Here is a 14,274-nt window from a genome sequence, read left to right on the forward strand (position 1 = left end):
TTATTCATTCTGTTTTCGATGAGGTCGTCGACGACGGAGGGGTCTGCGAGGGTTGATGTGTCTCCGAGGGCGCCGAAGTCGTCTTCGGCGATTTTGCGCAGGATGCGGCGCATGATCTTGCCGGAGCGGGTTTTCGGCAGGCCCGGGGCCCATTGGATCAGGTCCGGCGCGGCGATCGGGCCGATCTCGGTGCGGACCCAGGTGCGCAGCTCCTTGCGGAGCTCCTCGGAGGGCTCTTCGCCATTCATCAGGGTCACGTAGCAATAGATGCCCTGGCCCTTGATCTCGTGCGGGTAGCCGACCACGGCGGCCTCGGCGACCTTGGCATGGGCCACGAGCGCGCTTTCGACCTCGGCGGTGCCCATCCGGTGGCCCGAGACGTTGATCACGTCATCGACCCGGCCGGTGATCCAGTAATAGCCATCCGCGTCCCGGCGGCAGCCATCGCCCGAGAAGTAGTAGCCCTTGTAGTCCGAGAAGTAGGTCTTCACGAAGCGCTCATGGTCGCCGTAAACCGTGCGCATCTGGCCCGGCCAGCTGTCCTTGAGGCAGAGCACGCCCTCGCATTCGGTCGCGGTGATCTCTTCGCCCGTGGTGGGCTCGAGCACGACGGGCTGGACGCCGAAGAAGGGCGTCGTGGCCGAGCCGGGCTTCAGGGCCGTGGCCCCGGGCAGCGGCGTCAGCAGGTGCCCACCGGTCTCGGTCTGCCACCAGGTGTCGACGATCGGGCATTTGCCCTTGCCCACATGGTCATTGTACCAGTTCCAGGCCTCGGGGTTGATCGGCTCGCCCACGGTGCCCAGCACCTTGAGCGTGCTCAGATCGCATTTCTCGACAAACTCCGGCCCCTTCGCCATCAGCGCGCGGATCGCGGTGGGGGCGGTGTAGAACTGGGTGACCTTGTGCTTGTCGCAGACCTCCCAGAAGCGGGACGCGTCCGGATAGGTCGGCACGCCCTCGAACATCACCGTGGTGCCGCCATTGGCGAGCGGGCCATAGACGATGTAGCTGTGGCCGGTGACCCAGCCCACATCGGCCGTGCACCAGTAGATGTCGCCCTCATGCACGTCGAAGACGTATTTCTGGGTCATCGCCGCATAGAGAAGATACCCGCCCGAGCTGTGCACCACGCCCTTGGGCTGACCGGTGGAGCCGGAGGTATAGAGGATGAACAGCGGATGCTCGGCCTCGACCTCGACGGGCATGTGGTGGTCCGAGGCCTCCAGCGCCATCTCGTTATAGTCGAAATCGCGCCCGTCGACCCAGGTGGTCTGACCGCCGGTGCGCTTGACCACCAGCATCTTGACGCTGTCCTTGGTGTGCAGCAGGGCCGCATCCGCATTGGACTTGAGCGGGGTCTGACGGCCGCCACGGGGGGCGTAATCGGCCGTGATGACAATCTTGGCATCGGCGCCGTTCACACGGGCGGCCAGGGCATCGGGGGAGAAGCCCGCAAAGACGATCGAATGGATCGCGCCGATCCGCGCGCAGGCGAGCATCGCATAGGCCGCCTCGGGGATCATCGGGAGATAGAGGATGACCCGGTCGCCCTTGCGCACGCCCATCTCTTCAAGAACATTGGCCATCTTGCAGACCGAAGCGTGCAGCGCCTTGTAGGTGATGTGCTGGGCCGGCTCGGCAGGATCATCGGGCTCGAAGATGATCGCGGTCTGATCCCCGCGCGTGGCCAGATGCCGGTCGATGCAATTGGCCGCCACGTTCAGCGTGCCATCCTCGAACCACTTCACATGCACATCATCATGCGCAAAGGACGTGTCCTTCACCTTCGTATAGGGCTTGATCCAGTCCAAAGACCGACCATGCTCCCCCCAAAACCCCTCAGGATCAGAAACCGACGCAGAATACATCGCGTCGTAGGTGTCCGAGTTGATATGGGCGTTTTTCACGAAGTCGGCGCTGGGTGTGTATACACCGTCTTTTTCGTCAAGCATTGGGCTCCCCCGGGTTCGGAATATTTGGAAAACTGTGCAAGCGGGTGGGGCGGCGATCAAGGCTGCGGGTTGCCGCAGCGGTCGCTGTCGCCTTGTGCTTTGGTCGTAGATGCCGTCGCAGCGAGCCGTCCCGCTTGCGCGAGATCAAGAGCGCAGGCCCGAGACTTGATCTCACGCAGGGCGCGCGCCGAATGCGGCAGGGAGCCCGGAGCGCCCTTAGGAAGCGCCCCGGGCGGGGGGATGGCGATCAGATCGCCAGGTACTCGGCGCGCAGTTCTGCGTTCTCGAGCACTTCGGCGGCAGTGCCGTCGAAGACGATGGAGCCGGTATCGAGGATCACCGCCCGGTCCGCCAGTTGCAGGGCGCGCACGGCGTTCTGCTCGACGATGACCGTGGTGATGCCTTGCTCCTTGATGATGCGCAGGGTCTTCTCGATCTCGTCCACGATCACCGGGGCGAGGCCCTCATAGGGCTCGTCCAGAAGCAGGACCTTGATGTCGCGTGCCAGCGCCCGGGCAATCGAGAGCATCTGCTGCTCGCCGCCCGACAGGGTCACGCCCTCCTGCTTGCGGCGTTCGCCGAGGCGCGGGAAGAGGTCATAGAGACGCTCGATGGACCAGCCCTTGGGCTCGACGATTTGCGCAAGTTGCAGGTTCTCTTCGACCGTCAGGCCGGGGATGATCCGACGGTCTTCGGGCACGAGTCCCAGACCCGCGACCGAGGCTTCATGGCTTTCCATCTCGTGGAGGCGCTGGTGGTCGAGCCAGATCTCGCCATGGGTCACTTGCGGATCCGCCAGTCGCGCGATGGCCCGCAGGGTCGTTGTCTTGCCCGCGCCGTTCCGGCCCAGAAGTGCCAGGATCTCGCCCTCATGGACGTTGAAGCTGATGCCTTGGACGATGTAGCTCTCGCCGTAATAGGCGTGCATGTCCCAGACGCTCAGATAGGCGGGGGCGGTTTCGGCGTGGTTCACGCCTTTGGAGAAGTCAGGCTTCACATTCATCTCTATCCCCTCCTAGTGCGCTTCGCCGAGATACGCTTCGCGCACCTTGGGATGGCCCTTGATGTTTTCCGGGCTGTCCTCGACCAGGGGCGTGCCCTGGGCCAGAACCGTGATCCGGTCGGCGAGCGAGAACACCACATGCATGTCATGCTCAATGATCGCGATGGTGATATCGCGGGTGTTCTTGATCTCTTTGAGCAGGTCGATCGTGTTGTTCGTATCGGCCCGCGCCATGCCCGCGGTCGGTTCGTCCAGCAACAGCATCCGCGGCTGCTGCACGAGGCACATGGCCATTTCGAGCCGCCGCTTGTCGCCCCGGCTGAGCGAGGCCGCATGCATGTTGCGCTTGTCGAGCATGTTCACATCCTTGAGGATGCTTTCGGCCATCTCGCGCATATCCGCCTGGCTGCGCACCGAGACGATCGCGTTGAGCTCGAACGACCCGTCCCGCTTGGCGAAACACGCGATCAGCACGTTCTCCATCACCGTCAGATCGCTGAAGATCTCGGGCGTCTGGAACACCCGGGAGATCCCCATCTGGCAGATCTCATGCGGGGAGCGCCCCAGCACCGATTGGCCATCGAACATCACCGAGCCGGTATCCGGGATCAGCTTGCCCACAAGGCAGTTGAGCAGGGTGGATTTGCCCGCCCCGTTAGGGCCGATGATGGCGTGAACGGTCTGTTCCTTGACTGAGAGGTTCACGTCACCGAGCGCTTGGAGGCCGCCGAAGCGTTTGCCCACCCCTTTCACTTCGAGAATTCCCATGGGTCTCTCTCCTTATTCCGCGGGGGTAGTTTCGGCAGATTTCTTGCCGTCATCGCTGTCGGCCTTCTTGCCGCGGCCAAAGAGGCGCGCGATGCGCTGGCCGCCCTCAACGAGGCCACCGGGCAGGAAGATCACCACCAGCATGAAGATGATGCCGAGCGTCAGGTGCCAGCCCTTGCCGATGAAGGGATAGACCATGGCGACAAGCGCGTCCTCCATCCCGTCGGGCAGGAAGGCGAACCACTGGTGCAGGATGGTCTCGTTGATCTTGGAGATGATGTTCTCCATGTACTTGATCATGCCTGCGCCCAGAACCGGACCGATCAGCGTGCCCGCACCGCCGAGAATGGTCATCAGAACGACCTCGCCGGAGGCGGTCCAGAACATCCGTTCCGGCCCCACCTGGGTGTCCATCGCCACCATCAGCCCGCCTGCGAGACCGGCATACATGCCGGAGATCACAAAGGCGGCGAGGGTGTAGGGCTTGGAGTTCAGGCCGGTATAGTTCATCCGCTGCTGGTTGGATTTCACCGCCCGCAGCATCATCCCGAAGGGCGAGCGGAAGATGCGGATCGCCACGTAGAAGCTGATCAGCATGACCACGGCCGCGAGGTAATAGCCCGCGTTGAAGGTAAAGAGCCAGCCGCCGACATTCAGCTCGTAGCTGGATTTCATGGTCAGTCCAAAGAGGTTGGCCGAGGGCGTTGCCCCCTCTGCCAGGGCCGGGTCCAGCAGACGCGGGTCATTGACCTTGGGCTGCAGGCCGGTTTCCCCGCCGGTGATCGGCGTCAAAACCGAATAGGCCAGCGCATAGGACATCTGGGCAAAGGCCAGGGTCAGGATCGAGAAGTAGATCCCCGAGCGCCGCAGCGAGATCCAGCCCACCAGTAGCGAGAACATGCCCGCAAGGATGACCGCCCCGATGATCGCCGGGATCACATTCATGGTCAGCAGCTTCATCATCCAGATCGCCGCGTAGCTGCCCACTCCGAGGAAGGCCGCGTGGCCGAAGGAGAGGTAGCCGGTCAGGCCGAACAGGATGTTGAAGCCGATGGCGAAGATCCCGAAGATCACGAAGCGCTGCATCAGGTCCGGATAGCCCGCATTGAACTGCGCCAGACCGGATCCCTCGGGGAACGGGTTGAGCAGGAAGGGCGCGAACATCGTCAGGCAGGCGACGATAATCAGAAGGACGGTGTCTTTTTTCTCAAGTCCGAACATGGATCAGTCCTCCATCACGCCCTTGCGTCCCATCAGGCCACGCGGCCGGGTCAGCAAGATGATGATTGCGACAAGGTAGATGATGATCTGGTTGATGCCGGGCACGAGGTTGATCGCCCAGGACATCGACGCAAAGCTTTCGAGGATGCCGAGCAGGAACCCTGCGGCCACGGCGCCGGGCAGGGAGCCCATGCCGCCGACAACCACCACCACGAAGCTCAGAACGAGGAAGTCCATCCCCATATGGTAATTTGGTGAGTTGATCGGCGCGTACATCACCCCGGCAAGCCCCGCCACACAGGCGGCAATCGCGAACATGATGGTGAAGCGCTTGTCGATATTGATGCCGAGAAGGCCCACGGTCTCGCGGTCAGCCATCCCGGCCCGCACGACCATCCCGAAGGTGGTGAATTGCAGGAAGGCGAAGACGGCGGCGATGATCACCATCGCGAAGACGAAATAGACCAGACGCCAGTAGGGATAGATGATCGAGCCCGGATCGAAGCCCAGCATCGCGCCGAAGTCGAAGGAGCCGACAAAGGCCTCGGGGGCGGGGGTCGGGATGGGGTTGGCGCCGTAGAAATACTTGATCACTTCCTGCAGCACGATGGCGAGGCCAAAGGTCACGAGGATCTGGTCCGCATGGGGGCGCTTGTAGAAGTGCTTGATCAGCCCGCGCTCCATGGCGATGCCGATGCCGGCCATGATCGGCAGGGCAAAGAGGATGCCCAGTGGCACCGCCCAGTCGATGATCGTATCGCCCGCCGACTGCCCGAATATGTCGTAGACATACGGCACATCGACCTTGAGCGGGTTGCCGAGAAAGTCTGTCCGGGTCTCGTCCACCACCTGATGGCTCAAGGTGAGGATCCGGCTCAGGGTCACGGCGCAGAACGCGCCCATCATGAACAGCGCCCCATGGGCGAAATTGACGACACCCAGGGTGCCGAAAATCAAGGTCAGACCCAGCGCGATCAGCGCATAGGCCGATCCCTTGTCCAGACCGTTGAGAATTTGAAGGATGATTGCGTCCATGGCTCCCACCTCGGCTGATGCGGACTGCGCCTGTCCGGGGCGCAGAGGAGGGACGGGCGCAGACACGCCCGCCCCGGTCTAGGGGTCAGATCGGTGCGGATCAGGCGCCCGGGTTGCAGGTCCCGAGCGTCGCGTCTGCGCCGCCGAACTGCGGGTGGTCGGGGGCGTAGGTCACCTGCTCGACCGGGGTGACTTCCACGATCTCCAGAAGGTCGAACTCGGAGGTCGGGTTCTCTTTCCCCTTCACGACGAGCACGTCCTTGAAGCACTGGTGATCTTCGGCACGATAGAGCGTCTTGCCGTTGCCCATCCCGTCGAACTCGAAGCCTTCGAGGGCCTCTGCCACGGCACAGGGGTTGAACGAGCCTGCGCGCTCGACCGCATCCGCATAGAGCATCGCCTGCACGTAGCAGGTATGCGCGGCCTGGGACGGCGGGAAGCCGTACTTGGTGCCGAAGGAGCGGACGAAGGCTTGGCTGCCTGCATCCTGCAGCGACCAGTGCCAGTTCGTGGAGCCGAAGATGCCCTTCACGTTGGCACCGGCACCCTTGGCCATCAGGCGCGAGTAGAGCGGCACGACGATCTCGAAGTTCTTGCCGTTGACCAGACGATCGCGCAGGCCGAACTGCACCGCGTTGGTCAGCGAGTTGACCATGTTGCCGCCATAGTGGTTCAGCACGAGCACGTCTGCGTCAGACTGCAGAACCGGCGTGATATAGGCCGAGAAGTCGGTCTGGGTCAGCGGGGTCAGAACGGTGTTCACCGTCTCCCAGCCCATGGCTTCGGTCGAGGACTTCACGGCTTCTTCCGTGGTGTAGCCCCAGTTGTAGTCCGCCGTCAGGTGATAGGCCTTCCGGTCGGTGCCGTAGTTCTTCGCCAGGATCGGAGCCAGTGCGGCGCCGGACATGTAGCTGTTGAAGAAGTGACGGAACCCGTTGGCCTTGCGGTCCTTGCCGGTGGTGTCGTTCGAGTGGGTCAGACCCGCCATGAAGATGATGCCGGCTTCCTGGCAGAGTGCCTGCACGGCCACGGCCACACCCGAGGAGGAGCCGCCGGTGACCATCACCGCGCCGTCCTTCTCGATCATCGAGCGGGCGGATGCGCGCGCGGCGTCGGATTTGGTCTGCGTGTCACCGGTGACATACTCGACCTTCTTGCCCAGGATGCCGTTGCCTTGCAGCGCCTTGGAGCTAAAGGTGCTCATCATGCCGCCATCGCCGCCACCGTTCAGGTGCTCGACAGCCAGCTCATAGGCGCGCAGTTCGTCCGCACCCTCGTCGGCATAGGGGCCGGACTGGGGCACGTTGAAGCCCAGTGTGACGCTGCTGCCCTGGGGCGCGTTGGTGAAGCCGCTGTGACCATCCGACCATACGGCGCCGGTAAAGATCGTGGGCAGGGCAAGGCCCGCACCTGTGGCCGCGCCTGTTTTCAGGACGCGACGGCGACTGATCTCAGATTTAGACATTGAAGTCCTCCCAATATTTTTGTTCGGGGGCTGATCCTCACTCCCGCCCCGCGCGGGTCGCACTGGCGTGCAAACCCGCCCCAAAGAAATTACAAATTTGCAGCGCGGCGCAACAAGTCGTTCGATTTGAAGGGTTTATTTGTAAAGGATTGGACAATGCAGTTGCAGTATGTGTAAAGTTATTCTCGCGCGGTTGCAGAAAACCCGTGATAACACTCAGGTTTATCCATGCCCAAGAGCTCTCTGACCGGCAGCCGCATCCGCGAAAGGCGGCAGTCTTTGCGCATGAAGCAGGCCGATCTGGCCCGCGATGTTGGAATATCCGCATCTTACCTGAACCTGATCGAACACAACCGGCGCAGAATCGGCGGAAAAGTCCTGCTTGATATCGCCACGGCCCTGCGGGTCGATGTGAACGCCCTGACCCAGGGCGCAGAGGAAACCTTGCTCGAAGGGCTGCGGGAGGCGGCGGCCTCCGCCCGGCGCAGCGCGGCCGAGCTGGACCGCATCGAGGAGTTCGTGGCCCGCTTCCCCGGCTGGGCCCAGCTCGTCGCCGCCCAGCGACGGCGCATGGTCAATCAGGAACGCACCATCGAGGCGCTGAATGACCGGCTGACCCATGACCCGTTCCTGGCCGAGGCGATGCATGATCTGGTCTCGAATGTGACCGCGATCCGGTCCACCGCCGCGATCCTCGCCCAGACCCCCGAGATCGAGGCCGCCTGGCGCGACCGCTTCCACCGCAACATGCTGGAGGAAAGCGACCGGCTGGCCCAGGGCAGTCAGGCGCTGGTGTCGTATTTCGACACGCAGGTCGCCTCGGAGGTGACCTTCGCCACGGCGCAGGAAGCGCTGGAATCCGTGCTCGCCGAGCATGAGCACCATCTGGCGCCGCTCGAGACCGGCGGGATTGCCGCCGCCGAGGATCTGATCGACCACGCACCCCAGCTGACCACGCCCCAGGCCCGCGCCCTCGCGCTCAGCTATTTCCGGACCTATATCCGGGACGCGGAGCGGCTGCCGCTCAAGCCCTTGCAGGCCGCCTTCGCCAAGGAACGGGATCCGGCGCGTCTGGCCCAGCAATTCCAGGTGCCGCTGCCCCAGGTCATGCACCGGCTCGCCTGTCTGCCGCAATCGACGGGGGCAGTGGATGTGGGGTTGGTGGTGGCCGACAGCTCCGGCAGCCTGCTGCACCGCAAGGGCATCGACGGCTTCCCGATCCCACGCTTCGGGGCGGCCTGTTCGCTCTGGCCGGTCTATCAGTCCCTGAGCCACCCGACCCAGCCCCTCAAGGTCGAGGTCGTAACCCCGCCCGGGCGGCGCTTTGTGACCTATGCAATCAGCGAGGTGAGCGCGCCCGTGGCCTTTGACGTGCCGCAGATCCCCCGGGCCTGGATGCTGGTGATGGAAGTAGATCGCCCGGAACGGGATGCGGCCGAGGCCCGGGCCATCGGGACCACCTGCCGCATCTGTCCCCGGGACGCCTGCAGCGCAAGGCGCGAACCCTCGATCCTTGCGGGCTGAAACCGCAACCCGTCCTCCCGGCGCCCGAAAATACGGCAGTCACGGTCGGTAGTGCTTTGACATGCGCCGTCAAGCGGGTGATTGTGGTGCGCCTGAGAATCGCCAGAGCGGAGGAGGACCCGATCATGGCGAAAACCGTTCTGGTTATCGAGGACGAGCCGAATATCATCGAGGCGATCAGTTTCATACTGTCGCGCGAGGGTTGGCACGTGCGCACACATTCCGACGGGGCCACGGCCCTGGACGCCATCGCCCGGGAGGCGCCGCATCTGGTCATGCTCGACGTGATGCTGCCGAACCGGAGCGGGTTCGATATCCTGCGCGATCTGAGGGAGAACCCGGAGACCGCCGAGATGCCGGTTCTGATGCTGACGGCGAAAGGTCAGAAAAAGGATCGCGAGCTCGCCGAGAGCTATGGCGTGTCCCATTTCATGACGAAACCCTTCTCGAACCGCGAAATTCTCGATCGCGTGCGGGATCTGAGCGCCTGAGATGGCCCGGGGACGGCCGCCTCTGTTCCTGCAGCCTGAGCCGTACCGCCATCGGCGGCTGATCGATGCCGCGCGGCTCTTGCCGGTGTTCGGGACATTCCTGTTCGTGGTGCCGATGCTGCTTCTGCCCAAGGGGCAGGCGGGGTCGACCGCAGAGGCGATGATCTATGTCTTCCTGCTCTGGCTGTTGCTGATTGTCTTCAGCGCGCTGCTCACCCGCTATATCCGGCGCGCAGAGCAGACGACCACGCGTGCTCCGGGCTTCGCGCCATCCCCTGCGACCGCGACCGAGGGCGCCGAGATCGACCTTTTGGCACCGCCGCCCGACAGCACGCTCGGTCGCGCCCTGGGCGGGCAGACCCCGCCCGCCAATCCTGATCGGAACGGAGACGGGTAATGCTCTCGCTGAACCTGCTGGTGGTGATCTCGCTTGCCTATGTGGTGTTCCTCTTCGCGGTGGCCTTCGTGGCCGAGCGTCGGGCTTCACAGGGCAAGATCGGCTGGCTGCGCGCGCCGATGATCTACACGCTCAGCCTCTCGGTTTATTGCACGGCCTGGACCTTCTACGGCGCCGTGGGGTACGCGGCCCGCTCGGGGCTGGAATTCGTCACGATCTATCTCGGTCCTACGCTCGTCTTCGTGGGCTGGTGGTGGCTCCTGCGCAAGCTTGTGCGGATCGGTCGCGCCCAGCGGATCACCTCGATCGCGGATCTCATCTCGTCACGCTACGGCAAGTCGAACGGGCTGGCCGTGATCGTGACCGTGGTCGCGGTGATTGCCTCCGCGCCCTATATCGCGTTGCAGTTGCAATCGGTCTCGCTCTCGCTGGCGGTCTTCGGGGCCGAGGATATGGCCGATCTCGCCAACCCGGTGGACGGGGTGACCGATGGGCTCTGGGTGGCGATCGGTCTTGCGATTTTCACGGTGCTCTTCGGGACCCGGAACCTCGATGTGAACGAGCGGCATCACGGCGTGGTCATGGCCATTGCCGTGGAAGCCATCGTCAAGCTCGTGGCCCTGCTGGCCGTGGGTGTCTTCGTGGTCTGGGGCATTGGCGGCGGTGTCGCGGATGTACTGGCCCGGATCGACGCCTCGCCCGTCTCCGCATGGGAGGTGCAGGGCGGCCGCTGGGTCGGGTTGATCTTCGTCTCCGCCGCGGCGGTCATCTGTCTACCACGCATGTTCCAGGTGCTCGTCGTCGAGAATGCCGATGAAAGCCATCTGAGCACGGCGAGCTGGGCCTTCCCGGCTTATCTGATGCTGATGAGCCTCTTCGTGATCCCCATTGCGGTGGTCGGACTCGACATCATGCCCGAGGGGGCGAACCCGGATCTCTTCGTGCTGACACTGCCACTGTCCCAAGACCAGAACACCCTGGCGGCGCTGGCCTTTCTCGGGGGGTTCTCCTCGGCCACCTCCATGGTGATCGTGGCGGCGATCGCACTCTCGACCATGGTGTCGAACCACCTGATCATGCCAGTCTGGCTGAGCTTTCAGGATGGCGGCAAGGCGAGTGTCTCGGGCGATGTGCGCCGCGCGATGCTGCTGTCGCGCCGGGTGTCCATCGCGGCGGTGCTGGGGCTCGGCTTTGCCTATTACGCGGTGTCCGAGAGCGGCGAGGCGCTGGCGGCAATCGGTCTGATCTCCTTTGTCGGCGCGGCGCAGATCCTGCCTGCGCTTCTGGGCGGGATCTTCTGGCGGGGCGCGACCCGGCGCGGCGCGGTGGCGGGGCTGGTCGCGGGGTTCGCGCTCTGGGGATACACGCTCTACCTGCCGAGCTTGGCGGTGCCGCAATCGCTCTTTGCCGATATCGTCGCCCATGGACCTCTTGGGATCGGCTTTCTCAAGCCCCACGCCCTGTTCGGTCTGACCGGGCTCGATCCGCTGGTCCATACGCTTTTGTGGTCCATGGTGGTGAATGGCGGGCTGTTCCTCGGGGTCTCTCTCTTGTCTTTCCCGTCCCCGATGGAGCGGCTGCAGGGCGCGCAATTCGTCAATGTGTTCGAGCATTCCTCCACCCCGCGCAGCTGGGCCGGCGGGCGGGCCGAGGCCGAGGACCTGCTCATCATGGCGCAGCGGATCCTCGGGCCCCAGCACGCCCAGAGCGTCTTTGTCCGCGCCGCCGCCGAACAGGGCAAGACGGGCTACCTGCCGGATACCACGCCGGAATTCCTCGTGGACCTGGAGCGCGAGCTGGCCGGGTCGGTCGGGGCCGCCACTGCCCATGCGATGATCGCGCAGATCAACGGCGGGGCTGCGGTCTCTGTGCGCGAGCTGATGGCCGTGGCCGATGAAACCGCGCAGATGATGGAGTATTCGAGCCAGCTCGAGGCGAAGTCCCGCGAGCTGGAGGCGACCGCCTCCAAGCTGCGCGAGGCCAATGAAAAGCTGACCGAGCTGTCGATCCAGAAGGACGCCTTTCTCAGCCAGATCAGCCACGAATTGCGCACGCCAATGACTTCGATCCGCTCCTTTTCCGAGATCCTGATGGAGGGCACCCTCGAGAGCGGCGCGCAGACCCGGTATTCCACGATCATCCATGATGAGAGCCTGCGCCTGACCCGGTTGCTGGACGATCTTCTGGATCTCAGCGTGCTGGAAAACGGGCAGGTGGTCCTCAACCCGCAGGAAGAGGTGCTGGCCGACCTGCTCGACCGCGCGCTGTCGGCCACGGCGGCGGGGCGCAACCGGCCGCTCAAGGTGCTGCGCGACCCGGAACGCGAGGATCACCTGATCCATACGGATACGGATCGGCTGGTGCAGGTGTTCATCAATATCATCGCCAATACCATCAAGTATTGCGATGCCGACGAGCCTGAATTGACTATCCGTGTCGGCACCACGGGCGCTGCCCTGGCGCTCGACTTCATCGACAATGGCTCGGGCATCCCCGCGCGCAGCCAGAGCGTCATCTTCGAGAAATTCGCCCGGCTCGATGATCAGTCCAAGGCCGGAGGCGCCGGGCTGGGGCTGGCGATCTGCCGCGAGGTGATGGTCAAGCTGGGGGGCTCGATCAGCTATCTGCGCGGTCAGAAGGGGGCGGCCTTCCGCGTGACGTTCCCGATGCGGATTTCCCGGGCTGTTGCCTGAATTGTCGCGGTTTTGGCGGCGATCAGTTACCGGGCATTAACGGGTTCTGCGCGACAACAAGGCGTCCCGAATTGCAGAACGCGAGTCGCCCCATGTCCAATCCCGATCAGACCAGCCTCCTACGGCGCAAGATGGAGACCACGCCTGCGCCCGCGGCCGGGTCCCTCGCGGTCACGCTGGAGACCGGCTGCATGAAAGCAATGGCGCGGGCCGGGTTTATCGCCGCCGGGCTCAAGGTGTCGGCGCAGACGGTCGAGGTGACCGATGTTTCTGGCGGGCTGGAATTGGGCGATGTCATGGCCGAGGCCGGCCTGATCATTCCCTGTCCCGCGCCGGACGAGGCCGAAGGCTATCTGGCCCTGTCTCCGGGCGGCTTGACCGCGCTGGTGGAGAAAACCACGACAGGACGTATTTCCGACGGGGAAGGGGAGCCGCGCTCTGCGAGCACCATTGACCGCTTGCTGTGCCACGGATTTCTGGAGCGGTTCCTCGAAGCCTGGCGCGAGCTGATGGAGGGGAGCGCCCATGAAGCCTGGCTGGCTGATTTCGCCCCCGCCGATTGCATGATCCCACCCGAAATCATCGGCATGTCTGCGGTGGATGTGCCCTATAAGATCCACACCATCGAAGCGAAATTCGATGGCAGCCGCGCGGTGACGTTCTGGGCGGCCCTGCCGCAAGCGCGTCCGCAAGCCGGAGGCGTCGCTGTCCCCGAAGAAACGGAACGCGGGGTCGAGGATTGGGCCAAGGATTGGCGCGCCGCCGTCCTCGAAAGCCCGGCGGAACTCGAAGCGGTCCTGTGCAAGCTCGAATTGACCCTGGACGAAGTGCGCCGTTGGGCCGTGGGCGATCAGGTGCCGATCCCGGCCTCTGCGCTCTCGTCGGTGACGATCGGGCGGCGCAACGGGCCCTGCGTGGCGACGGCACGGCTCGGGCAGGCCCGCGGCGTGCGCGCCCTGCGCCTCAACGAGATCAGCGCGCAACGCGCGCCCAAGGCGACCGCCAAGGCGGAAACACCGCCCCAGGCGCTTGCCCATAATCCCGAAGGGTTCGAAGACGGCGCGGGCCTCGCCATAACATCGGACCCGAGCTGACCCGCCGTCTGCTCCAACGTCGGAACGATGTCAGCATTGGCCCACGCCCCGACGTGCCGCTTGTTCAGCGTTGGGCGGCAAGCGCATCCAGTTGCGGACGCATTCCATCCAGCGCGTATCCCGCCCCGGATAGCGCTGCGAGAATGTCATCGGTGGACATCTCTCCGGCCATAGCAAAGGCCCAGAGGATCGCAGAGCGTGTGCCCGACGCGCAATAGGCCAGCACCGCGCCATCGGTTTCGGCCATCACTTTGGCCTGTGCCTGAACATCTTCAAGGGACAGACCGCCGCCCATGACGGGGTTGTCGTAAAACGCGAGACCTGCGGCCTCGACAGCGGTGCGGAGCACATCGGCCCGCAGCTCCACGGGGTTTTCCATGTCCGGGCGATTGCAAATCACTGCGGCGACCCCCGCTTCGGCAAGAGCCGGGATGTCTTCCGGCGCGATCTGAGGGGAGACGGCGAAATTGGGCGAGAGCGAACGGATATCCATGACCGCGTATGTAGAAGGCCCGCGCAACGGCGTCGAGTCTGCAAAAACGCGCGGTCGTGCGTCGCAAATCCGTCACCGTTGACCTGTATCAAGGCCGTGACGGTTTGAAGTGTCTAATGTGCTGACAAGGACGTCACG

The 14,274-nt window shown here is 64.0% G+C and carries 12 protein-coding genes; 5 read left to right on the plus strand and 7 right to left on the minus strand.

The features are described from left to right. The 6 genes from acs to ACP15I_RS17695 form a co-directional block, all read right to left on the minus strand. Positions 1-1,952, minus strand: a 1,952-nt coding sequence (gene acs, locus ACP15I_RS17670; RefSeq protein WP_424976100.1) for an acetate--CoA ligase, incomplete at its 3' end; no start/stop codon positions are given. 247 nt (positions 1,953-2,199) lie between these two features. Next, positions 2,200-2,955, minus strand: a complete 756-nt coding sequence (locus tag ACP15I_RS17675) for an ABC transporter ATP-binding protein (protein ID WP_424967231.1) — start codon at positions 2,953-2,955, stop codon at positions 2,200-2,202. 12 nt (positions 2,956-2,967) lie between these two features. After that, complete coding sequence (locus tag ACP15I_RS17680) at positions 2,968-3,723, minus strand: ABC transporter ATP-binding protein (protein ID WP_424976101.1); 756 nt, start codon at positions 3,721-3,723, stop codon at positions 2,968-2,970. Between the two features lie 12 nt (positions 3,724-3,735). Beyond that, positions 3,736-4,944 (minus strand): branched-chain amino acid ABC transporter permease, encoded by a 1,209-nt coding sequence (locus tag ACP15I_RS17685; RefSeq protein WP_424967233.1) that lies wholly within the window; start codon positions 4,942-4,944, stop codon positions 3,736-3,738. Positions 4,945-4,947: 3 nt separating this feature from the next. Then, positions 4,948-5,979, minus strand: coding sequence for a branched-chain amino acid ABC transporter permease (locus ACP15I_RS17690; RefSeq protein WP_424967234.1), 1,032 nt, complete (start codon positions 5,977-5,979; stop codon positions 4,948-4,950). Positions 5,980-6,079: 100 nt separating this feature from the next. Further along, complete coding sequence (locus ACP15I_RS17695) at positions 6,080-7,444, minus strand: ABC transporter substrate-binding protein (RefSeq protein ID WP_424967235.1); 1,365 nt, start codon at positions 7,442-7,444, stop codon at positions 6,080-6,082. Positions 7,445-7,672: 228 nt separating this feature from the next. Between ACP15I_RS17695 and ACP15I_RS17700 the strand changes: the two genes are divergently transcribed. From ACP15I_RS17700 to ACP15I_RS17720, 5 genes are all read left to right on the plus strand, one after another. Then, positions 7,673-8,968, plus strand: a complete 1,296-nt coding sequence (locus tag ACP15I_RS17700; protein ID WP_424967236.1) for a short-chain fatty acyl-CoA regulator family protein — start codon at positions 7,673-7,675, stop codon at positions 8,966-8,968. Between the two features lie 125 nt (positions 8,969-9,093). Further along, a complete protein-coding gene (locus ACP15I_RS17705) occupies positions 9,094-9,459 on the plus strand; it encodes a response regulator transcription factor (RefSeq protein ID WP_424967237.1) in 366 nt (121 codons plus the stop codon). A 1-nt stretch (position 9,460) separates the two neighbouring features. Further along, positions 9,461-9,856, plus strand: a complete 396-nt coding sequence (locus ACP15I_RS17710) for a hypothetical protein (protein WP_424967238.1) — start codon at positions 9,461-9,463, stop codon at positions 9,854-9,856. Beyond that, complete coding sequence (locus ACP15I_RS17715; RefSeq protein WP_424976102.1) at positions 9,856-12,549, plus strand: ATP-binding protein; 2,694 nt, start codon at positions 9,856-9,858, stop codon at positions 12,547-12,549. Before ACP15I_RS17710 ends, ACP15I_RS17715 begins: the two co-directional genes overlap by 1 nt. A gap of 92 nt (positions 12,550-12,641) precedes the next feature. Next, positions 12,642-13,643: a FliM/FliN family flagellar motor C-terminal domain-containing protein gene (locus ACP15I_RS17720; RefSeq protein ID WP_424976103.1), complete on the plus strand. Its 1,002-nt coding sequence runs from the start codon at positions 12,642-12,644 to the stop codon at positions 13,641-13,643. Between the two features lie 64 nt (positions 13,644-13,707). On the opposite strand, the gene ACP15I_RS17725 is transcribed toward ACP15I_RS17720, so the two are convergent. Next, on the minus strand, positions 13,708-14,136 hold the full coding sequence (locus tag ACP15I_RS17725; RefSeq protein ID WP_424967241.1) for a TIGR01244 family sulfur transferase: 429 nt from the start codon (positions 14,134-14,136) through the stop codon (positions 13,708-13,710). Positions 14,137-14,274: the final 138 nt, after the last annotated feature.

Origin of the sequence: Dinoroseobacter sp. S124A (genome assembly GCF_049801015.1) — a bacterium.
In the GTDB taxonomy this organism is placed as follows: domain Bacteria; phylum Pseudomonadota; class Alphaproteobacteria; order Rhodobacterales; family Rhodobacteraceae; genus Dinoroseobacter.

Coding starts and splice junctions, on each gene's coding strand:
- ACP15I_RS17675 (WP_424967231.1), bottom strand. CDS start 2,955: ATGAATGTGAAGCCTGACTTCTCCAAAGGCGTGAACCACGCCGAAACC.
- ACP15I_RS17710 (WP_424967238.1), top strand. CDS start 9,461: ATGGCCCGGGGACGGCCGCCTCTGTTCCTGCAGCCTGAGCCGTACCGC.
- ACP15I_RS17680 (WP_424976101.1), bottom strand. CDS start 3,723: ATGGGAATTCTCGAAGTGAAAGGGGTGGGCAAACGCTTCGGCGGCCTC.
- ACP15I_RS17715 (WP_424976102.1), top strand. CDS start 9,856: ATGCTCTCGCTGAACCTGCTGGTGGTGATCTCGCTTGCCTATGTGGTG.
- ACP15I_RS17690 (WP_424967234.1), bottom strand. CDS start 5,979: ATGGACGCAATCATCCTTCAAATTCTCAACGGTCTGGACAAGGGATCG.
- ACP15I_RS17695 (WP_424967235.1), bottom strand. CDS start 7,444: ATGTCTAAATCTGAGATCAGTCGCCGTCGCGTCCTGAAAACAGGCGCG.
- ACP15I_RS17705 (WP_424967237.1), top strand. CDS start 9,094: ATGGCGAAAACCGTTCTGGTTATCGAGGACGAGCCGAATATCATCGAG.
- ACP15I_RS17685 (WP_424967233.1), bottom strand. CDS start 4,944: ATGTTCGGACTTGAGAAAAAAGACACCGTCCTTCTGATTATCGTCGCC.
- ACP15I_RS17700 (WP_424967236.1), top strand. CDS start 7,673: ATGCCCAAGAGCTCTCTGACCGGCAGCCGCATCCGCGAAAGGCGGCAG.
- ACP15I_RS17720 (WP_424976103.1), top strand. CDS start 12,642: ATGTCCAATCCCGATCAGACCAGCCTCCTACGGCGCAAGATGGAGACC.
- ACP15I_RS17725 (WP_424967241.1), bottom strand. CDS start 14,136: ATGGATATCCGTTCGCTCTCGCCCAATTTCGCCGTCTCCCCTCAGATC.